Source organism: Rhodococcus sp. ACT016, assembly GCF_050477185.1.
Classification (GTDB): Bacteria; Actinomycetota; Actinomycetes; order Mycobacteriales; family Mycobacteriaceae; genus Prescottella.
This window is the reverse complement of the sequence record NZ_JBEAET010000001.1, coordinates 1,048,012-1,068,202: the sequence shown is the minus strand read 5'-3', so window position 1 is coordinate 1,068,202 and position 20,191 is coordinate 1,048,012. Positions and strand designations below refer to the sequence as shown.

At 68.4% G+C, this 20,191-nt stretch carries 21 protein-coding genes; 9 read left to right on the top strand and 12 right to left on the bottom strand.

The window, feature by feature from the left end; all coding sequences use genetic code 11:
- Positions 1 to 12: 12 nt before the first annotated feature.
- Entirely contained in the window at positions 13 to 1,812 is a 1,800-nt protein-coding gene (locus tag ACQ5DX_RS05105) for an ABC transporter family substrate-binding protein (RefSeq protein ID WP_430331591.1), read from the bottom strand.
- Positions 1,813 to 1,904: 92 nt separating this feature from the next.
- A complete protein-coding gene (gene typA / locus ACQ5DX_RS05100) occupies positions 1,905 to 3,800 on the bottom strand; it encodes a translational GTPase TypA (RefSeq protein ID WP_430331590.1) in 1,896 nt (631 codons plus the stop codon).
- A gap of 782 nt (positions 3,801 to 4,582) precedes the next feature.
- Here typA and ACQ5DX_RS05095 point away from each other — a divergent pair.
- Complete coding sequence (locus ACQ5DX_RS05095) at positions 4,583 to 4,765, top strand: hypothetical protein (protein ID WP_005514508.1); 183 nt, start codon at positions 4,583 to 4,585, stop codon at positions 4,763 to 4,765.
- Between the two features lie 9 nt (positions 4,766 to 4,774).
- On the opposite strand, the gene ACQ5DX_RS05090 is transcribed toward ACQ5DX_RS05095, so the two are convergent.
- A complete protein-coding gene (locus ACQ5DX_RS05090) occupies positions 4,775 to 5,167 on the bottom strand; it encodes a (deoxy)nucleoside triphosphate pyrophosphohydrolase (RefSeq protein WP_430331589.1) in 393 nt (130 codons plus the stop codon).
- A 33-nt stretch (positions 5,168 to 5,200) separates the two neighbouring features.
- Between ACQ5DX_RS05090 and ACQ5DX_RS05085 the strand changes: the two genes are divergently transcribed.
- Positions 5,201 to 5,491: a 4a-hydroxytetrahydrobiopterin dehydratase gene (locus ACQ5DX_RS05085; protein ID WP_430331588.1), complete on the top strand. Its 291-nt coding sequence runs from the start codon at positions 5,201 to 5,203 to the stop codon at positions 5,489 to 5,491.
- Here ACQ5DX_RS05085 and ACQ5DX_RS05080 read toward each other — a convergent pair.
- Positions 5,433 to 6,701, bottom strand: a complete 1,269-nt coding sequence (locus ACQ5DX_RS05080) for a mannosyltransferase (RefSeq protein WP_430331587.1) — start codon at positions 6,699 to 6,701, stop codon at positions 5,433 to 5,435. The genes ACQ5DX_RS05085 and ACQ5DX_RS05080 overlap by 59 nt on opposite strands.
- A 387-nt stretch (positions 6,702 to 7,088) precedes the next feature.
- Here ACQ5DX_RS05080 and ACQ5DX_RS05075 point away from each other — a divergent pair, with 387 nt between their 5' ends.
- A complete protein-coding gene (locus ACQ5DX_RS05075; RefSeq protein WP_430331586.1) occupies positions 7,089 to 7,826 on the top strand; it encodes an Rv1157c family protein in 738 nt (245 codons plus the stop codon).
- 128 nt (positions 7,827 to 7,954) lie between these two features.
- Complete coding sequence (locus tag ACQ5DX_RS05070) at positions 7,955 to 8,293, top strand: hypothetical protein (RefSeq protein WP_430331585.1); 339 nt, start codon at positions 7,955 to 7,957, stop codon at positions 8,291 to 8,293.
- Here the strand turns inward: ACQ5DX_RS05070 and ACQ5DX_RS05065 are convergent.
- The gene (locus tag ACQ5DX_RS05065; RefSeq protein WP_430331584.1) at positions 8,290 to 8,799 is read right to left on the bottom strand and encodes a MarR family winged helix-turn-helix transcriptional regulator; all 510 of its coding nucleotides are present in this window, start codon (positions 8,797 to 8,799) and stop codon (positions 8,290 to 8,292) included. The genes ACQ5DX_RS05070 and ACQ5DX_RS05065 overlap by 4 nt on opposite strands.
- Positions 8,800 to 8,867: 68 nt before the next feature.
- Between ACQ5DX_RS05065 and ACQ5DX_RS05060 the strand changes: the two genes are divergently transcribed.
- The 3 genes from ACQ5DX_RS05060 (at position 8,868) to ACQ5DX_RS05050 (ending at position 11,527) form a co-directional block, all read left to right on the top strand.
- A complete protein-coding gene (locus tag ACQ5DX_RS05060; protein WP_430331583.1) occupies positions 8,868 to 10,310 on the top strand; it encodes an MFS transporter in 1,443 nt (480 codons plus the stop codon).
- A 361-nt stretch (positions 10,311 to 10,671) separates the two neighbouring features.
- Positions 10,672 to 10,914, top strand: coding sequence for a maltose regulon activator MalT (locus ACQ5DX_RS05055; RefSeq protein ID WP_430331582.1), 243 nt, complete (start codon positions 10,672 to 10,674; stop codon positions 10,912 to 10,914).
- Positions 10,915 to 11,026: 112 nt separating this feature from the next.
- Positions 11,027 to 11,527: a nuclear transport factor 2 family protein gene (locus ACQ5DX_RS05050; RefSeq protein ID WP_430331581.1), complete on the top strand. Its 501-nt coding sequence runs from the start codon at positions 11,027 to 11,029 to the stop codon at positions 11,525 to 11,527.
- Between the two features lie 67 nt (positions 11,528 to 11,594).
- Here ACQ5DX_RS05050 and ACQ5DX_RS05045 read toward each other — a convergent pair whose 3' ends face one another.
- From ACQ5DX_RS05045 to ACQ5DX_RS05025, 5 genes are all read right to left on the bottom strand, one after another.
- Positions 11,595 to 11,957, bottom strand: a complete 363-nt coding sequence (locus ACQ5DX_RS05045; protein ID WP_430331580.1) for a hypothetical protein — start codon at positions 11,955 to 11,957, stop codon at positions 11,595 to 11,597.
- 80 nt (positions 11,958 to 12,037) lie between these two features.
- On the bottom strand, positions 12,038 to 12,787 hold the full coding sequence (locus ACQ5DX_RS05040) for a DUF1906 domain-containing protein (RefSeq protein ID WP_430331579.1): 750 nt from the start codon (positions 12,785 to 12,787) through the stop codon (positions 12,038 to 12,040).
- A gap of 125 nt (positions 12,788 to 12,912) precedes the next feature.
- Entirely contained in the window at positions 12,913 to 13,872 is a 960-nt protein-coding gene (locus tag ACQ5DX_RS05035) for a restriction endonuclease (protein ID WP_430331578.1), read from the bottom strand.
- Positions 13,873 to 14,005: 133 nt separating this feature from the next.
- Positions 14,006 to 15,442: an FAD-dependent oxidoreductase gene (locus tag ACQ5DX_RS05030; protein WP_430331577.1), complete on the bottom strand. Its 1,437-nt coding sequence runs from the start codon at positions 15,440 to 15,442 to the stop codon at positions 14,006 to 14,008.
- 122 nt (positions 15,443 to 15,564) lie between these two features.
- The gene (locus ACQ5DX_RS05025) at positions 15,565 to 16,149 is read right to left on the bottom strand and encodes a TetR family transcriptional regulator (RefSeq protein WP_430331576.1); all 585 of its coding nucleotides are present in this window, start codon (positions 16,147 to 16,149) and stop codon (positions 15,565 to 15,567) included.
- A 140-nt stretch (positions 16,150 to 16,289) separates the two neighbouring features.
- Here ACQ5DX_RS05025 and ACQ5DX_RS05020 point away from each other — a divergent pair, with 140 nt between their 5' ends.
- Positions 16,290 to 17,396, top strand: a complete 1,107-nt coding sequence (locus tag ACQ5DX_RS05020; protein WP_430331575.1) for a hypothetical protein — start codon at positions 16,290 to 16,292, stop codon at positions 17,394 to 17,396.
- Positions 17,397 to 17,482: 86 nt separating this feature from the next.
- On the opposite strand, the gene ACQ5DX_RS05015 is transcribed toward ACQ5DX_RS05020, so the two are convergent.
- Complete coding sequence (locus ACQ5DX_RS05015) at positions 17,483 to 19,096, bottom strand: amidohydrolase (RefSeq protein ID WP_430331574.1); 1,614 nt, start codon at positions 19,094 to 19,096, stop codon at positions 17,483 to 17,485.
- Positions 19,097 to 19,269: 173 nt separating this feature from the next.
- Here ACQ5DX_RS05015 and ACQ5DX_RS05010 point away from each other — a divergent pair, with 173 nt between their 5' ends.
- On the top strand, positions 19,270 to 19,491 hold the full coding sequence (locus ACQ5DX_RS05010; RefSeq protein WP_430331573.1) for a PLD nuclease N-terminal domain-containing protein: 222 nt from the start codon (positions 19,270 to 19,272) through the stop codon (positions 19,489 to 19,491).
- A 22-nt stretch (positions 19,492 to 19,513) separates the two neighbouring features.
- Here the strand turns inward: ACQ5DX_RS05010 and ACQ5DX_RS05005 are convergent, their stop codons facing one another.
- Positions 19,514 to 20,191, bottom strand: a complete 678-nt coding sequence (locus tag ACQ5DX_RS05005) for a class F sortase (protein ID WP_430331572.1) — start codon at positions 20,189 to 20,191, stop codon at positions 19,514 to 19,516.

Genomic DNA, 20,191 nt, shown 5'->3' with positions numbered 1-20,191 from the left:
GCTCCACCTCACTCACTTCGACGTGCGGGTCCACGTCGCGGCGTCCGCGAAGATCCCGACCTGCACCGGACCGGTCAAGGCGACACCCTCCGCGCCGGGGCCCGCGGCGACCACGGTGTTGTCCTGCAGCACCGGCAGCGTCACCGCCAGGTCCCACAGCCGCGGCTCGGCGTCGGCGATCACCCGGACCGTGTCGGCACGGCCACGCAGCGCGTCGTCGATCATGGGCTGCAGCGTCGGATCGCACAGCCCCGACAGGTTGCTGGGGGCCCGGCGCTTCGGCGCGTCAGGCACCGACGACGAGTCCGCTCCCGGCTCCGGAGTCGCGTTCGGCAGCGTCGTCGGCAGGCAACCGAACCGGGACGCGAGCGACGTCGCGGGATCCGAGCCGGCCTGCTCCCATCCGACCAGCGCATCGACCCGCCCGGACGACAACGCGTCGCCGTAGAGGTCCTCCGCGCGCAACGCCCGGACCGACGCCGCGATCCCCGCGCCACGCCACTGGTCGGCGACCGTGTTCGCGACGGCGATCGCGGTGTCGTCGTTCTCCGGCGCGCCGATCAACATCGTCAACTGCGCGTCGCCACGCATCATCCGGCCCTGCGTGACGGTCTCCGGATCGGCGCCCTCGGTGACGTTCGGAACCAGCTGGTAGCCCCCGGCGGCCAGCATCCCCGACGCCTGCTCGCGGGTCGGGTGCGGCGGGGCCGTCGGCGCGTAGCCGGGATCGGACGGTGCCAGCACCTGCGCGCGCGCCGGCGCGGCCGACGACTCGCTGCCCGCGCCCACGGTCGCGAGCAGGTTCGCGTCGAGCAGGCCCAGGAGCCCCTTGCGTACCTGCACGTCGGCGAGTTCGGGGACGCGCCCGTTCAACGTCATCGACAGCACCCGCGGCTGCAGCTCGGTGCCCGTGCGCACGTCGGGGATCACCGACAGCTGCGCCAACGTCGCGGCGCCGCCGTGCACGCGCGCGACCTGCGCATCCCCCGACCGCATCGAGTCGGCGAGCTGCGCGGGCGACCCACCGCGGCGCATCAGGATCTGGTCGGGCTTGGCCGGGGTGTCCCAGAACCGGTCGTTGCGCTCGAGCAGCAGCTCGTCGCGGCCACGGTCGACGGACTTGATGTGGAACCGCCCGCCCGACACCGGGATGTTGTCGGCCAGGGCGCGCGCGAAGCCACCGGGCGAGTCCTTGACCAGGTGCGACGGCAGCAGATCCGTGAACAGTTCCCGCCACGCCGGATACGGCGCGGACAGCGTCACGGTCACGGTCTTGCCGCCGCCCGAGGATTCGACGTCGTCGATCAACCCGTAACCGGCCGGATCGACGACCCCGGGCTGGCTGATCATCTGCTGCCACAGGTAGCGGAAATCCTCCGCCGCGATCGGCGCACCGTCGGACCACTGCGCCTCGTTGCGGAGCTGGTAGGTGATCGACGACGGCACCTCGGGCGTCGGCGGATTCACCGTCGCCGACACCAGCACCGACGGATCGAGCACCCAATCGGTGACACCCGGGCGCGCCGGGTCCAGCACCGGCCGGAACGGGCTGGGCAGCACCAGCGAGCTCACCGCGGAGTTGACGGGTGACTGGTCCGCCAGCAGGTGCGGATTGAAGCCGATGCCGACGTCGTCGATCGCGACGACGACGGTGTTCTTGGTGGGCACGGTCGTCGTCGGCTTGGGGCTGTCGGTGCTCTCCACCGGCGGTGGCGGGTTGGCGGTGCAGGCGGCGACCGCCAGCACCGCGCCGAGCGCGACGGCTCCGACGACGCGCCGACTCGTCGCCGCCGCGTTCCAGTGCAGCGCCACTACCGGTCCTCCCCTCCGAATGCGGCCTGTACGGCCGTGCGCGTTGCGCGAGGGTTCAGCCTCGCACAACGCGCACGGAACGCGTCACGCACTTACAGTGCGGCCTTGTCACGCGACTTCGCGCGCGAACGCTCGCGCGCGCGGTCGGTCTGCGACAGGTGCAGCTTGCGCACGCGGACGACCTCGGGAGTGACCTCGACGCACTCGTCTGCGGCGCAGAACTCCATCGCGGCCTCGAGCGTCAGCTCGATCGGCTTCGCGAGGGTCTCCGTGGCGTCGGCGGTCGCCGAGCGCATGTTGGTGAGCTTCTTCTCCTTGGTGACATTGATGTCGAGGTCCTCGGCACGCGGGTTGATGCCCACGACCATGCCCTCGTAGGTGTCCGAGCCCGGATCCACGAAGAAGGTGCCGCGGTCGGCGAGCTGGATCATCGCGAACGGGGTCACCGAGCCGGTGCGGTCGGAGACCAGCGAGCCGGTGTGGCGTGCGCGGATCTCGCCGGCCCACGGGGCGTAGCCGTGCGAGACGGCGTTGGCGATGCCGGTGCCGCGGGTCTCGGTGAGGAAGTCGGTGCGGAAACCGATCAGGCCGCGCGACGGGACGATGAACTCCATGCGAACCCAGCCGGTGCCGTGGTTCGTCATCTGGACCATCTTGCCCTTGCGGTTGGCCAGCAGCTGGGTGATCGCGCCGAGGTGCTCCTCGGGGGTGTCGATCGTCAGCTCCTCGAAAGGCTCGTGCAGCTTGCCGTCGACGTGCTTGGTGACCACCTGAGGCTTGCCGACCGTGAGCTCGAAGCCCTCACGACGCATCTGCTCGACGAGGATGGCCAGCGCCAGCTCGCCACGGCCCTGCACCTCCCACGCGTCGGGGCGACCGATGTCGAGCACACGCAGCGACACGTTGCCGATCAGCTCGGAGTCCAGGCGGGTCTTGACCATGCGGGCGGTCAGCTTGTGACCCTTGACACGGCCCACGAGCGGCGACGTGTTGGTGCCGATGACCACGGAGATCGCGGGCTCGTCGACAGTGATCGTCGGGAGGGCGACCGGGTTCTCGATGTCGGCGAGGGTGTCACCGATCATGATCTCCGGGATACCTGCGACGGCGACGATGTCACCGGCGACGGCAACCTCGCCGGGCTCACGGTTGACGCCGACCGTCTTCAGCAGCTCGGTGATCTTGACGTTCTTCACGCCGTCGGAGTGCATCCACGCGACGTTCTGGCCCTTGCGCAGCTCGCCGTTGTGGATACGGACCAGCGCGAGCCGGCCGAGGAAGTCGGAGGCGTCGAGGTTGGTGACGTGGGCCTGCAGTGGCGCGGCGGAATCGCCCTTGGGCGCCGGCACGTGCTCCATGAGGACGTTGAACAGGACATCGAGGTTCTCGGTGTCGGGTGCCTGGCCGTCCTCGGGACGGTTCATCGACGCCTTGCCCTCACGGCCCGACGCGTACAGGACCGGCAGGTCCAGCAGCGCCTCGGCGGCCGCGGCGGCCTCGTCGTCGAGGTCGGACGCCAGGTCGAGGAGCAGGTCCTGCGCCTCGGTGACGACCTCTTCGATGCGGGCGTCGGGGCGGTCCGTCTTGTTCACGACGATGATGACCGGCAGCGACGCGGCGAGCGCCTTGCGCAGCACGAAGCGGGTCTGCGGCAGCGGGCCCTCGGACGCGTCGACGAGCAGGACGACGCCGTCGACCATCGACAGACCGCGCTCGACCTCGCCGCCGAAGTCGGCGTGACCGGGGGTGTCGATGACGTTGATGACGGTGACGGTGCCGTCGGCGTTGTGGCGGTGGACGGCGGTGTTCTTCGCGAGGATGGTGATGCCCTTCTCGCGTTCGAGGTCACCGGAGTCCATGACGCGGTCGACCAGCTCGGCCCGCTCGGCGAAGGCGCCGGACTGGCGCAGCATGGCGTCGACGAGGGTGGTCTTGCCATGGTCGACGTGCGCGACGATGGCGACGTTACGGAAATTGGTGGTGCTCACGCGGGGCGTTCTCCTGGCTGCTGACGGGGCCACGCGAGGTAGGTGTCGCACGGCTAATGGCTGCCGCTGCGCGCATGCGTGATTCCATTCGCGACCCCAGGGCACCGAACGTCGCGTGAATGATCACGACATTTGCACCGAACGAAGGGATTGCGGCCAGCGAATACCCTACCCGCCCGCACTGCTACTTCCCGCATCGCGGCCCGCGAACAGCACCCCTGACCAGGCGATAGTGATCTGCACCACTACCCCGTCAGGGGTCCTGTACGAACCACCCGAAGGGCGCCAGCCGACCGCCGATCCGCGGCGCGCAGCGATCGAAGAACACCTGCGACGCCAGCTCGCGGCGGCTCGACACCCGGCCTTGTCGAACACCAATTCGAGGTGGTCCTGGACCGTATACGGCGACAGGTGCAGCCTCTTCGCGATCTCCGCATGGTCGCCCCTTGCAGCACGTTCGCGACGACGTCGCGCTCGCGCCCGGTGCACGCCCGGCATCGACTCGTCGATGATGCCGACGGCGCTAGACGACGCCGCCGCGCACGCACGACGCGCCCACCCTGCGGGCGCCGCGCCGGCTCGAGGAGGCCACCGACCCGTCGTACATGGTGCGTGGCAACTATCCACTGCACGGACGCTGACGGGTGTCGGACCGACAGGTGGCCCGGATCCGGCGCCGGGCCACCTGTGCACATCGCTGTGCGCATCGGCCGGATGAGGGTACGCTAACTCCGTGCGGCAGCGATCCCGCGCCGCATACGGGAGGAAGGCCGGGCTCGCACATGGGCAAGGGAAAGGTGAAGGCCAGCAAGGTCTCTGGTCTCAAGCCCAAGAAGAAGTGCTGCCGGAAGAAGACGCGTTGCCTCAAATGCCCGGTCGTGATCATGCGCATGAAGAAGCTCGAGAACGAGGGCGCGACCAAGAAGGAACTGAAGAAGGGCCTGAAGAAGGCCCGCGCCGCCTGAAGCCGGCCGTCACCTGCCGAGCAGCGCCACGAGTTCCGGCAACCAGCCGCGATCGTTGTCGACGAGCGCGATCTCGAGCAGTTCCCGCGCGTCCACCCAGCACAGCGCCGCGTGGTCGAGCGCTCGAGGTGTCCCGCTGACGAGCTCGGCGCGGTAGGCACGCAGCACCAGACCGTCGCGCAGCGGGACGTCCTTCCCGACCCGCTCGCCCGCGATCGCCTCGACGCCCAATTCCTCGCGCAGTTCGCGACGGACCGCGTCCGCGGGCGTCTCGTCGGGTTCGACCTTGCCGCCGGGCAGTTCCCACAGACCGGCCAGCTCCGGGGGCCGCGTGCGCTGTGCGAGCAGCAGTCGCCCGTTCCGGATCACCGCGGCCGCGACGACCTCACGTTCCCGGGTCATTGCGATCCATTCGCCGTCGCACCATCATGAGGTATGGCCGAGTTGCTGTCCGACACCGAAATCGACACCGCACTCGAGGGTCTTCCGCACTGGCGCCGGGACGGTGCCGCGCTGACACGAACGATCGCGTCGGCGAGCTTCCCGGACGCGATCACATTGGTCGACCGGGTCGCGGTGGCCGCCGAGTCGATGAACCACCACCCCGACATGGATATCCGCTGGCGCAAGGTCACGTACTGGCTCTCGACGCACGCCCTCGGCGGGATCACGAAATCGGATCTGGAGTTGGCTCGACGGATCGACGAGCTGGCTGCGCCGGCGTAGCGCCGTAGCGGCGACCGGCGTACCCGATCCAGAGGAAGACGACCAGCGCGCCGAGCACATTGACCGTCCCGGCCCACGCAAGCGCACCGGGGCGGGAGATGGATTCACCCTCGAGCTGATGGAGGACCCACGGCACGCCGATCACGGTGACGGCGAGCCAGCACCCCGCGACGACGCGGGTGCCGACCAGGTGCCGGTACGGGCCGTGGACCAGCCAGATCAGCATCGGCACCACCCACACCCAGTGGTGGACCCACGAGATCGGGGAGACCAGCAGCCCGAACAGCTGCACCAGCACGAGCGTGCCCAGCCGGTCGTCGCGGGCGAGCGCACGCCACGCGAAGAACGCGAGCGCGGCCGAGACCACGACCGCCCCGATCCACAACGGCCCGGACCCCACGTCGTGGCCCGCGAGACGGCTGAGTGCGCCACGCAACGACTGGTTCCACGCCGAACCCACGGGGCCGATCCGATCTGCATCGCCGAACTTGGACGAGAAATAGTCGCGGGCCTGGGAATTGATCACGAGGTAGCTGACGCCGACGGTGCCGGCGAAGGCCACCGCCGAGAACACCGCTGACCGCCACCGTCGCTGCGCGAGGAAGTACAGCCCGGTCACGGCGGGCGTGAGCTTGATGCCCGCGAGGATGCCGACGATTCCGCCGGACAGCCACCATCGCGCGCTGCGGACGGCCAGCATGGCGCCGAGCACCAGGAACACGTTGACCTGTCCGTAGTCGAGCGTCGTGCGCACCGGTTCGGTCCACACGCCGACCGCGGTCCACAGCATCGCGACGTACTGCCAGCGGGCAGCGCGCGCGGTCTCGCCGAGCAGCAGTTCCAGGCTGAGCCGGATCACCCAGAACAACGCCAGCACGGTGGCCAGCTGCCACAAGATCCCGACCAGCCCGAACGGCAGGTAGTGCAGCGGCAGGAACACCAGGGCGGCGAACGGCGGATAGGTGAACGGCAGCGGGAAGTCAGGGGTCTCTTCCGAGTAGGTGAACCCGTAGAGATCGCCACGCAGCAGCGCCGCCGAGCCGTCGACGTACACGTGGAGGTCGACGAAGTTCGTGCCGTTGGGGACGAGGAAGGTCCACAGCAGCCGCGCGACCACCGACACCGCGAGCGCCAGGGGCGCCCACCGGACGAGCCCGCGGAACGCCTCGGGGATGCGCGATCCCCGCTCGGCGCGTGGAAGCTGAGTCACTGGTCGACGATCTCCCTGATCGGTGTGCTGGCTGAAGCACCCAGTGTGGCGCAGCGGCGGGAAGAACCAGGTGTCGCGTCAGCCTAACCCGACCGGAAGGACGCCCGAAAATACATTCCTCATCAGTAACATTTGCATCAAGGATCACAATCTCCCCATATGTGACGCGATATTGTCACCAGGCAATGGCAGTCACGTCACAGCTTGCATAGACTTTCCGGCGACACAGGTCACGATTGGGTCGTACGGACAAGTCTGTACACGTCGGGGGTCGATCCCTAGAGTGACCCGCGACCGGGTGGACCGCAGCATCCGCCCGGCAGACCGACGCTGCACCGCCGGCGTCTGAACGACAAGGATGGGGAAACCGTGATTCGTAACCGAGGAATGCGACGAGCAATCACCGCGTGTGCAGTTGCGGCCGCCGCAGCGCTCGCGGTCCCGGCCACCGCTACCGCGCAGCCGACGCCGCCCGGCATCCCCGAGGGCGTGCCGATCGACGTCCTGGCGTCCTTCGCCCCGGCCATCCTCGGCGCGGCCGCGGCGCCGCCGGACCTCGACGACGTCGACGCCAAGGCCGACCTGCTGGCCCAGGCGCGCATCCTGCTCGAGGGCGCGAACCTGCCTCCGGAGCTCAAGTCCACGCTCGAGCGCGTCATCACCTTCCTCGACGGCAGCGGCGGCGGCGGACCCGAGATCCCCAAGGACGGCCCCGTCATCGCTCAGTTCCTCTACCCCACCATCGGTAAGGACTGCATCGCCCCGTCGAGCGATTCCGTCGGCACCGCGCTGGCGGTTCCGGGCCCCGCGCACCTGCCCCCGCCCGGACCGGCCGCCGGTCAGGCCGGTTTCGTCTTCACCGCGCTCGGCACCGCCAAGGCGGCCCCGAACCAGGGCATGACGGTCACCTGGATCAACGTCGACAACGGCCGCCGCGAGACGCAGAACCTGACGACCGAGGCGCACATCAACCCGGACGGCCCGGCGACGCTCTCGGCGATCGCCGACACCGGCCCCGGACGCGTCCTCGCGGTCATCTCGGGCTCGCTGACCACCGAGCCCGACGGTGCCGCACCGATCACGTGCAGTTTCCTGCCGACCGTCGGAATGTTCACGGTCGCGTAAGTCGCCCGAACTCCGAACGCCCCGCCTCGACCCTCGTCGTGACGGGGCGTTCGTGTTTCGCGGCGAGCCGGCGGGACCCTGTCGCGTCTTCGGCGTCTACACCCCCGCGGTTCGTGGTAGACCGAGGAATGGCCGACAACAGGCAGTCCATCCGTTCCCGGAACTCGCGGCGGTCCATCCTCTCGATCCGCTCGGACGGGTCGATCCTCTCGATCGGAAGCGTCGGCTCGATCCTGTCGATCGGCAGCGTCGGGTCGTTCCTGTCGATCGGGTCCATCGGCTCGGCCGGATCGGTGTTCTCGTCGCTGTCGTTCGCCAGCGTCGGTTCGGCGCTGTCCGGGCTCTCGCGGTGGTCGCTGCTGTCGTGGCGTGCGGTCGGCCACGCCCCGGAGGAGCGACCGTCACTGGTGGTCGTGCCGGACGAACCCGATCTCACCGAGTCGCCGACCCTCCACGTGCAGTCCTAGCGGCCGTGCGGTCGCGGCCAGGGCTGCCCCTCGAGTCGCTCGACGTCCCGATTGAACCGGGTGAGGACGTTGCGCAGTTCCGCGATGTCCGTCTCCGACCAGCCGTCGAGCACCGCCCCGATGCCCCGACAGTTGAGGTCGCGGTCGTCGTGTAGCTGATCGAGCCCGGCCCGGGTCGGCTCGATCTTGCGTGCGGCACCACCGGCCGGATCGGCCACACGCTCGACGTAGCCGTGCCGTTCGAGGGCCCCGACCTGCCGATTGATGGTCGAGATGTCGAGCCGGAACGCCTCGGACAGCTCCCGCAGGCTCATCGGCGGCTCCAATTCCAGCCGAGCCAGGATCAGATAGGCCGACCGATCGAGCTTCTGGCCGCCGCGCTGACGAGCCAGGGCGTGGTATCGGGACAGCAGAGTCAGTTCGTACTCGATCTCCGCTTGCGTCCCGTCCGCCTCGAACACACCCGCCGCCTTCTCGCCCAATGAAACACAGTCTTGGTGCGCCATGCACACGGTGTGTACCGTACACACCCTTGCCGATTTCGGTTTTTCCAGATTTTCTCGAGGAGTACCCCTTGACCTCATCCGTCGCGTCTGCGCCGACGGCTCCCGCGAACACCCGATCAGGCGGAGTAATCGTCGCGATCCTGGGATTCTGCGGCATTGTCGTCGCCCTGATGCAGACCCTTGTGGTTCCGATCATTCCGCAGCTGCCGCACCTGCTCTCGGCGTCGCCCGCCGACGCCTCGTGGGCCGTCACCGCAACGCTTCTCGCCGCGGCCGTCGTCACGCCGATCAGCGGCCGACTCGGCGACATGTACGGAAAGAAGCGCATCCTGGTCGCGAGCCTGCTGCTCGTCGTCCTGGGATCGGTGGTGTGCGCATTCGCGAACTCCCTGATCCCGCTCATCGTCGGCCGAGCGCTGCAGGGAGCGTCGGTGGGCGTCATCCCGCTCGGCATCAGCATCCTGCGCGACGAGCTGCCGCCGCGAAAGGTGGCCGGCGCGATGGCCATCGTCAGCGCGACCCTCGGCGTCGGCGGCGCGATCGGCCTGCCGATCGCCGCGGCGGTCGCACAGGTCGCGGACTGGCACGTCCTGTTCTGGGTCTCCGCAGGGCTGGGCCTGGTCTGCATGGCGCTCGCGATGGTCGTCATCCCCGAGTCGCCCGTTCGCACGCCCGGACGGTTCGACTTCGTCGGGGCGGTCGGGCTCAGCGCCGCGCTGATCCTGTTCCTGCTCCCGATCACGAAGGGTGGCACGTGGGGCTGGAGCGATCCCCTCACGCTGGGCCTGCTCGCGGCGTCCGTCGCGGTGTTCGTCGTGTGGGGATTCATCCAGCTGCGCACCGCACGCCCGCTGGTGGACCTGCGGGTGTCGGCGCGACCGCACGTGCTGTTCACGAACCTGGCGTCGATCGCCATCGGGTTCGCCATGTACGGGAACTCGCTGACCCTCCCCCAGCTGCTCATGGCGCCGGAGTCGACGGGCTACGGCCTCGGGTTGTCGATGGTCACCGCCGGAATCGCGTTGGCACCGGGCGGCCTTGTGATGATGGCTCTGTCGCCGGTCTCCGCCAAGATCTCTGCCTGGCGCGGGCCACGGTTCACGCTGATGGTCGGCTCGGTCGTCGTCGGCCTCGGCTACCTGTTCGTGTACTGCCTGTCCTCGTCCGTGTGGATGATCGTGGTCGGCTGCATGATCATCGGCGCCGGAGTGGGATTGAGCTACGCGTCGATGCCCGCCCTGATCATCGGCGCGGTTCCGGTGTCCGAGACCGCGGCCGCCAACGGATTGAACTCGCTCATGCGCTCGATCGGAACGTCCAGCGCCGCCGCGGTGATCAGCGTGGTCCTGGCCAGCATGACGATCTCGCTCGGCACCACCACGATTCCGTCGTTCGACGCCTTCCGCGCCACGTTCGTCATCGCGATCGTCGCCGCGGTGGTGGCTCTGGTGTTCGCATTCCTGATCCCCAAGCCGAAGACGCCCGCGGCCACCGGCAAGCATCACGCCTGAACCGCCCAGACACCTGTCGACGACGAAGGCCCGCACCGACGATCCGGTGCGGGCCTTCGTCGATTTGGAGACTAGACGTTCGGCTGCTGGCCGCCGCCGGACGATGAGCCCGAGGAGCCCACCCACAGGTTCGCCGCAAGCGCGTAGAAGAGGTTGATCAGGAAATCCACGAGACCCTCCGAGTCATAGCTGTTTTCGGACCGTTGACGGTATCCGACCGGTCCGCCGCTCGGACCCGTATCCGGCATATCGAGTCGCCCGTCCAACTTGTTTCACCCGGTCCGCCCAACTTGTTTCGCCGCGGCTGCACGGTAGCGTTGGACTCGCATCGTGTAGTCATCCCAGGACGGGAGTCACGACCATGAGCAAAGAGAAGTGGTGGGTACTGGCGGGGCCCGACTGCGGCTGGTCGCTCGAACAGCGACCGAACGGCGACCACGTCGTCGTCAACCAGTCGACGGCTGAGGAGCATGTGCTCGCCGGCTACCAATGGATGCACGTCAAGCACGACGACGCAGAGACCGGGACCCTGGCACACACGTTCAAGGTGCTCGGCGAGGGCCCGCCACCGTTCGGCAAGTGGACGGAACTCCACGGAACCTGACGGTTCGCCCGATCGGAACAAAACAACTGAAACACGTTCCAGTCGTGGGTTAGGTTGCAAGGGAGCTCGTCCGTGCCGCGGGCGACCGCAACCGAGCAGGAGGAGCGCAGCGATGGCGTGGACCCGCGACGAACTCGAAGCCGCCTTCGAGAACTATCAGAAGACGGTCGTCCAGGCGACGCAGACCGGCGACTGGAACGTCTTCGCCGAGCAGTTCACCGAGGACGCGACCTACCTCGAGCACGCGTTCGGCAGCTTCGCCGGGCGTGAAGAGATCCGCCGCTGGGTGACCCGCACGATGACTGCGTTCCCCGGCAACCGCATGCCCGAGTTCCCCGTCTCCTGGTACGTGATCGACGAGGATCGCGGCTGGGTGATCTGCGAAGTGCAGAATCCGATGGAGGACCCGGGCGACGGCACCGAGCACGGGGCGGCGAACATAACGATCCTCCATTACGCGGGCGACAACCTGTGGTCGCACGAGGAGGACGCCTACAACCCGATGAACTTCCTCTCGATGGCGAAGAAGTGGTGCCGGCACGCCGAGAAGTCGGGGAACCTGCCCGACGATGCCAAGGTCTGGCTCGAGAAGATGGCGAACGTTCCGGGCTGATACCGGGATCGAACGACGACGGGCGCCCTCCGTATGGAGGGCGCCCGTCGCGTTTACGAGGCGGATGTCAGTAGCTGGTCCACAGCACCGCGATGAGCGCGTTGACGATTGCCAGGGCACCGACGATGTGCGCGAAGTTCGGATTGCCCTCGCCCCGCTTCTGCCGCGCCCGGCCGATCTCGGCGACAGCCACGATGACCAGGGTGATCAGGAGCTTCACACCGATCTTGGCATGGTCGTAGTCCTTGCCGAGCGAGTCGACAGCCTCACCCAGGCCGACGATCACCAGACCGGACAGCAGCTGGATCCGCGCGCCCCAGACCATCACCTCGCTGACCCGGGGAGCCTTCAGGACCGAGAGGTAACCACCGACGATCGCGGCCATGCCCAGCAGGTGCACGGCGACGAGGATGTTGTAGACGACAGACATGCCCTTACCTTAGCTTTACGTATCAGGCGCACCCCCGTGTCGACCGGAAATTCAATCGATGGATGGATGCTTGCCGCGGCCTACGACATGAAGAACGGCTTGCGGAGCGACCACTGCCCGTAGTCGGGCTTGAGAATCGAATTGACGTCGACGCCGATACCGTCGATCTGACGCTTGTCGATCTCGAACTGGTGCAGGTGCGCGGCCGGGTGCACGTAACCGGCCGGCGTGCCCCAGTTGTGCTGCCAGAACCAGGAGCCCACTCCCGCGCGCAGACAGCGGTCGATGGTGGGCGAGTTGGCATAGACGCCGACGTTCGAGCGCCCGATGACACTCGCCCAACCCCGCAGGTAGGGGGCGATGAGGTTGTCGAACTCCCCGGCCGACGGGTTGTCGTCGATCGACGCGTAGATAGGCGCGTCGTCGGGACCACCCGCCGCGCGGTGCAGGTCGCGTCCCCGCTGCGCGTGCCGCACACCCGCGTCGTAGCCGCCGCGCCAATCCGACGTCGTGCCCTTGCCGAACTGGTAACACGACACGATCTGCATGCCGAAGGCCGCCATGGCGGCGGCCTCGCCGAACTGCATCGGCTTGCCGAGCATCCACTCGGCACCGGGACGCCGGTCGGAGACGTACCGGATGGCGCCGACGTGCCCGGCGAGACGGATGCTGAGCGGCGACGGGACGCCACCCGAGTAGTCGACCAGCGTCGCCGGTCCGGCGTCCGCGATCGACGGACCCGCAACCGCGGCGATTCCGGCAGCAGCGGTGCCGGCCGCGGCGATCTTGAACAGTTCTCGTCTGGAAACCTGCACTGGCAAACCTCGCATCGCCGGAGAAGTACCGGCATCGCTGTGACTGAGCGCCCCGACCGATTCGTCTCGGACCGTTTGGATTCGAGGCTTATTTCACCACAGCCACTCTGGTTCCGTCAGTCACATGAGTGACTTCCGGTTCAGTCGGACTCGAGGCCTGCGAAGAAGTCGGTCTGCACCGTGACGTCCTCGACGACGCGGGTCGTCGTGCGCACTCCGAGCGCGTGTTCCTTGAGGAGTTCGCACAGCCGGTCGCCGTCGATCAGATCGACGGGCGGGGCGCCGTCGCGCCGTGATTCGGCCCGCGCCTCGCTGGTGAAGGTGCCGGTCGTGATCAGCAGGCCCTTGTCCCCGCGGCCGGCCATCGCGCCGCGCAGGTCCCGCACGGCACCCGCGCCCACACTCCCGCTGACCCGCTTGCACTGGAAGGCGACCGGGAAGCTGAGCAGGGAGATCTGACACATGCCGATGCCGTCGATCCCGCCGTCGGACCCCCGGCCGGTGATGGTGGCGGTCGAGAATCCGGCTTCGCGCAGCAACCGCTGGACGAGACGCTCGAACGCAGTGGACGACATCCGCAGGATCTTCTCGAGGAGTGCGGGCTTCCACTCGGCCGCGTCCACCGATTCGCCGTACGACGTGTCGGCTTCGGAACCCGTACTACTCTCGGAGAGCGGAAGAATCTGCGCGCCAGGGCTGTTGGCCTTGCGGTTCAACCGCTGACGCCGCTTGTCGGCGGTGAACGTCGCGAGCAGCGGACGGATGTCGCCCTCGGTCACCTCACGGCCGCGCTTGGTCACGCTCCACACCGCCCGACGGCTGTTCGCAAGGAGGCCCATCCCCTTGAGATACGTACGCGCCCAAGCCAATCGGTACTCGACCTCGGTACCCGGTCCGTCACCGTGCAGGATGCCCTGCACCTCGGGCGACCACCCCTCCCGTTCGACGACCGCGCCGTCCAGTTCGTTGTTGGACCCCGAGCCGCCTAGCGCGATCAGGGCCTGCAGGGTGGGCCACAGCAATTCGGTGTACGGCGGAAGCTGGGCGATCAGATTCACCTGACCGGCGACGTCCCCACGCCGTGGCTCCTGCACCTGCACACCCGCTCCCATCGCACCGTCGGTCGTCGGCCGTTCGATACCGGATCGGCCAGCCGACCTGGATGTTATCGGGTATCGCGCCCTCCCCCGAATCCGGTGGTTCCGCCGGAGCGGCGGAACCACCGGCACCCCGTCAGGCGCAGGCAGCCGCGTCGCGACCGGCCACGCGACCGAACGCGAGCGCGTCGCCGATGTGGAATCCACCGTCCTTGCACCAGCTGTAGGTCGAGCTGATCTCGCCGGCGGCATACAGGCCGTCGATCACGTCGCCGCGCGTGTCGAGGACGCGGGCGCGGCCGTCACGACGCGGGCCACCGTTGCTCCAACCCAGCAGCGGCGCGACCTGGAGGACGTAAAAGGGCGCCTGGCTCACCGCACCGAGTGTCTCGGCGGCCCGCCCGAAGTGGTCGTCGCGGCCGGCCGCGCAGGCGGCGTTGTACTGCTCGACGGTCCGCTCGAGCGTCTGCGCATCGACTCCGATGATCCCGGCGAGTTCAGCGATCGAGTCGGCACGCGCGATCCAGCCCTTCGCGATCTCCTCGCTGTTGTCGAGGCTCCACCGGGTCCCGTTCATCAGCAGGTTCCACCCCACCGGCAGCACATCCGGCGTCGGGCTCAACGGTCCCGCCGTCCGCATCTGCTCGTCGAAGATCAGATGGAACGGGCGCAACGGGAACAACTCGTAGTCGCCCCCTCGGTTGATGTGTCCGTGCTTGGGTTCGGCGGCCTCGTCGACGAATCGACGCCCGTCACCCGACACCCACAGGTAGTTGTTCGCGTTCCACAAGGCCAGGTAGTGCCCGAACTCGTCGTCCCCGCGAACTCCGGTGATGGTCATCATGTTGTCCATGTGCCACAGGTCGGCTCCCACCGCCTGCGCCATGCGGTGACCGTCGCCGGTCGATGCGGGCGAACCCCACAACACGTAGTCCTCGACGCGCAGGTAGTCGCGCACCATCTGCGGATCGGCCGCGAACCCACCGGTGGCGAGCACGACGCCGCCCCGTGCACCGATCCGGCGGCGGCCACCGGGACCCTCGACCTCGACGCCCACGACGGTTCCCTCGTCGACGATCAGTTCGACGGCCGGTGTGCCGAACCTCGTCCCGATGCCGCGCTCGGCGAGCGCGCGGAGCAGGAAGCCGTGGAGCAGACCGTTGCCCATCCGGCCCTCGACCGTGTCCATGCCGGCGTAGCAGTCACTTCCCTCGAGCTCCAGATACTCGGGCTCCGTGTGGTATTCGCCGCTCATCGCGACGTCCGCACCGAGTTCCTTGAGCCACGAGGAGATCTCGGCGGTCTCGGTGGCCCACGCCTCGACGACATCGTCGGCGACCGGGAACGGGCCGTTCAGCGAGCGTAGGAACGTGCGCGCCCGCTCCGGATCGCGGTTGACCCACCAACCGCTGCCGGACACACGCGTGTTACCACCCGCGGTGGCCTCGTCACACTTCTCGACGACCAGCACCGAGGCGCCGGCCTGACGCGCCGCGAGCGCGGCCGCCGAACCGGCAGCTCCGGAGCCCACCACCACCACGTCGAATTCCTCGTCGAAGCCCGCAACGCCCACGTTCGCCCCTTTTCGATCGATGTGACCCGTATCGCCATCGCATTCCGATGTGACCCAGATCATCCTTGCGCCGAAGGGGTGCGAGCGCGCCGGCCATCCCGCCCAACGGGATGTTCGTCCGCTCAGCCGTCGACGAGCACCTGCAGCGCGGCGCCGTAGCGCTCGACGATGTCGTCGATCGAGGCAGCCCGGAGCCACGGGCTCTCCATCACATACAGCGCGGCCATCAGCCCGGAGAGCTGCGCCGCGAGCAGGTGTGCGCGCAATTCCGCGTCGTCCCCGCGCAGCCGCGGCGCCAGGGGCGCGACGATCATCTGGTCGATCGCCTCCTGGAGATGCTCACGCACGACGGGGCGGTCGGATGCGCGCACGAGCGCCGCGTAGACGGCCGTCGGCGTGTGCGCCTGCAGACGCCGGGTCCGCCGAACGACGAAATCGACCAGCGCCCTTCCCAATCCATCGAGCGGACCTTCGACGACCCCGACGAAGTCGTCGGACATGGTCATGGTCCGGAGGAACAGTTTCTCCTTGGACCCGAAGTAGCGGATGACCAACGCGGGGTCGACCCCGGCGCGCCGGGCGATGTCGCGCACCCCGGTCGCGGCAAATCCCTGCTCGGCGAACATCTCGGCGGCAGCGGCCTGCACCGCTTCACGGTTGTGCGCGCTGCCGGCGCGCGCGGGGGGCTCGGGTGTCTCGACGGCCATCGATCGTCCTTCGTTCGGTGTGGTGGCACCAACCTTGCCGCAGAGCCTACGTCAACAGTGTTGACAAACGATTGTCAACAGCGTTGACTAGCCAACCGTCAACAGTGTTGACATAGCGTCTAGCAGGAAGGCGGTGCGATTTGCCGAACACGCACGAGCAGCGACAGCAGGAATGGACCCAAGCCATCGAGGCCGACACGGAGGCGGTCGCCCCCGCACTCCGTCTCGACCACGGGACGTCCCCGCAGTCGGCCGATCCGGGACGCCCGCCGTGGCGCACGATCGTCGAGTCGATGGTGTTTCCGCTCTTCTTCGCGGTGATGTTCGCGCTCTGCTACGTCAGCGCCTTCCACAGCCCGACGCCCCGCGGCGTCGAGGTCGTCGTGGTCGGGCCGGAGGCTGCGACCACGACGCTCGTCGACCGGCTCGCGCCGACGGTGGGCGACAAGTTCGACCTCGAGACCGCCACTGACGCGGCGGGAGCGCTCGACCGCCTGCAGAACCGTGAGATCGCCGGCGTCATCGAACTGGGATCGTCGATGAACCTGCACATCGCGTCCGCCGAGGGCACGATGCGCGTGCAGGCGGTGGAGGGGCTGGCCCAGCCTCTCGCCGCAGCCCAGGGCGTGGAGTTGAACGTCGTCGACCATGCACCCCTGGCCGCGGACGACCCGACCGGCACCGGCCTGTTCTACCTCGTGATGGTCTGCACGATCGTCGGCTACCTCACGATCACCGTGCTGTCCCAGGTGGCACCGCGGATGCGGCTGCGCCAGCAGATGGGCGTGCTGGGTGTGATGTCGGTCGTCGGCGTCCTCGCGGCGTACCTCGTCTCCGCGCTCTTCGTCGGCTTCTACGGCGCCTCGTTCGCGACGAACCTGGCGATGCTGGCGGTGGTCATCGCATACACGATCGTCGTCGGACTCGTCAGCATCCTGGCCAACCGGGTGTTCGGCAAGGCCGCGATCATGGTCGTGATGGTGCTGATGATCTTCGTGAACTTCCCCAGCGCCGGTGGCGCCTTCCCCGCCGACTTCCTGCCGGGATTCTGGTCGACGTTGAGCCACTTCTGGATCGGCGCCGGCGCGGTCGACGCGGTGCGGTCGATCATCTACTTCGGCGGCACCGGGGTCGGGCACGGACTGCTCGTGATCGGCGGATGGTTCGTGGTCGCCGCGGCACTGCTGGGGCTCACGCAACTGCGCAGGGCGAAGGCTGCGGATGCCCCGAAGCACCTGACGAGCTGACGAGCTGACGAATCCAGTTGGGCAGCAGATCTGCCCGACTGCACGGCGCCGCCCGGACACGACGTCCCGGGCGGCGCTCGCGTGTATCAGCCCAGGGTGCCGTACACAGTCTCCCCCGCGAACACCGTGGCCTTCACCTCGATGTCCGCGAGCTCCTCGGGTGCGACGGTGAGCGGATTCGCCGACAGCACAACCAGATCCGCATGCAGTCCAGTCGCGAGCTTTCCGACGGCGTCGTCGCTGAACAGATGCCACGCGGCGTCGACCGTCTGGGCACGCAGTGCCGCTTCGACGGGGATGCGCTCGTCCGGCGCGAGCACCTTCCCGCTGCGGGAGCGGCGGTTGACCGCATCGGCGATGTTGCGCAGCGGATTGGTGGGTGTGACCGGACCGTCGTTGTGGAACGAGATGCGGTGGCCCGCAGCGAGTGCCGAACCCGCTGCCGCCCAGTGCCCGCCGTGGTCGGTACCGAACAGGTCCCCGACGAGGACGTCGCCCCAGTAGTAGAGGTGGTCGACGAACAGGCTGCAGGTGACGCCGAGGTCGGCGGCGCGCCGGAACTGGTCGGGCCGCATCGCACCGACGTGCTCGAGCCGCAGCCGATGGTCCGGGCGCGGGTTGGCGGCCAGCATCTTCTCCCACGCGTCGAGCACCATGGTGATCGCCTCGTCGCCGTGGGCGTGGCACGCGATCTGCCAACCCCGTTCGTAGTACGGGGTGCTGATCTCGAGGATCTGCTCGCCGGTGTAATTCGCGTGTCCGTGGCTGCAGGCCATACCGAGCGCACGGGTTGCCGGCGTGTCGAGGTAGGGGAAGCTGAGCGCGATGTTCCCGATCCACGGCGAACCGTCCGACCAGATCTTGATGCCCACCTGCCGGACCAGGTCGTCCCCGGCTCCCGGTTCGACGTCGGACGCGCGCTTCGGGCCCGACATCTCGTACAGGCGCAGTCGCGTGGTGAGCTTGCCGGCGTCCGCCGCCGCGGCGAGCGGTGCACGCATCTTCGGGTCGAAGGCCATTTCGCTCACCGTGGTGACGCCGGCGGCGTTCATGCGGGCGCACTCGGCCGCGATGAGGTCGTCGAAACGCCGGGCCGCCGACGCGAGCACCGGGCCCGCGATCGCGAGGACCGCGGCCGACTCGTATGCGACGCCGTCGAGGTCACCGGCGTCGTCACGCCCGAAACGCGCGCCCTCCGGGTCGGGGGTGTCGCGGGTGACGCCGACCGCCGCCGCGGCATGCGAGTTGAAGTAGGCCGCGTGACCCGAGTTGTGCAGGATGATCAGCGGCTTGTCGGGCGACAACTTGTCCAGCCACTGGATGTTCGGATCGTCGAGACCCTTCTGCAGCAGCGGATCCCACCCGTTGAGCACGGCGCCCTCGGGACCGGTCTCGGTGACCGCCCTGTCGATGGCGGCGAGCACACCGTCGGCGTCGGGGATCGTCACAGGGCGGATGTCGACCACGGGATCGCCCAGCAGAACGGCCTCGTTCATCGGGTGACCGTGTGCCTCGATGAATCCCGGCATGATGCACGCCTCGCCGACGTCGTGGACGACCGTCTCGGGGCCGATGAGCGACGCGACGTCCGCATCCGAACCCACGGCGACGATGCGGCCGCCTTCGACGGCCACGGCGGACGCGCGAGGGTTGGCCTCGTCCATGGTCAACACATCACCGAACAACACCAGGTCAGCCATTGCATCTCCCTGTTTCGTTTCCGGCCCCCTCGGGGCCGGTTTCTCGCACAAAGCAGGCTACAGACCGACCGTTCGCTACGCGCGTCGTACGACTCCGGCGGCGCAATCGTGTCGTCTTCGAGTAGTAATGGATTGAAACATCCGAGCGACGTGTACGCGAGAGGAAAGGCACCATGGCAAAGTCGAAGTGGGCGGACCTCAGCCCGGCCAAGCGCGCATCGATCATCGCGCTGGCCTCGGTTCAGGTGAGCCTGGCCGTCAGCGCGTGGGTGGACCTCGCGAGACGTCGGCGCGAGGACGTCAACGGCAGCAAGGGCAAGTGGGCCGCGATCATCGCGGTGAACACCATCGGCCCGCTGTCGTACTTCCGTTGGGGCAGAAAGAAGTCCGCCTGACAAGTCGCGCGCCGGCCGGGCGTCAGTTCGTGCCCTCGCCCGGCCGGCCCCGCGTCTCGACGAGATCGGCGAACACGACGGTGTTGTCGCGGTAACTGTGCACGGAAGTATCGAACTCGCCTCCGCAGGTGATGAGCCGCAGTCCGGGATGGTCGATGTTCCCGTACACCCGGGCGGTCGGGAAGGCCGCTTTCGCGTACCGCTCCACGCTCGCCACGCGGAACACCTCGGTGAGGCCGTCGGTCCGGTCGGCGACGATCTCGTCGCCCGGCGCCAGTTCGTGGAGCCGGAAGAACACACCGGGCTCGCCGCCCCAGTCGACGTGGCCGGCGATCACCGCCGGTCCGAGCTCACCGGGAACCGGTGAGCCGGAATACCATCCGGCGGGGAAGCCACCCGGGGGCACCTCCAGCGCGCCGTTCGAGTCGAGTCCGAGGTTCATCAGGTCGGAGTCGACTTCGATGGCGGGGATCGCCAGCCGCACCGGGCGCGGCGCCGTGATCGACGCGGGATCGGAGCCCGAGTCGACGGCCGGACCGGACGCCTCCTGTACGACGTTCGGCCCCGGCGGCCCGTCCGCTTCGTGTGCGGTGCATCCACTCAACGCCAGAACGAATACCGCACAGGCGGCCAGGGCCGCCGACAGGCCGCTGCCGGACGAACGCCGGCAACGGCCTGTCGATGTGATGCTCATCGGCAT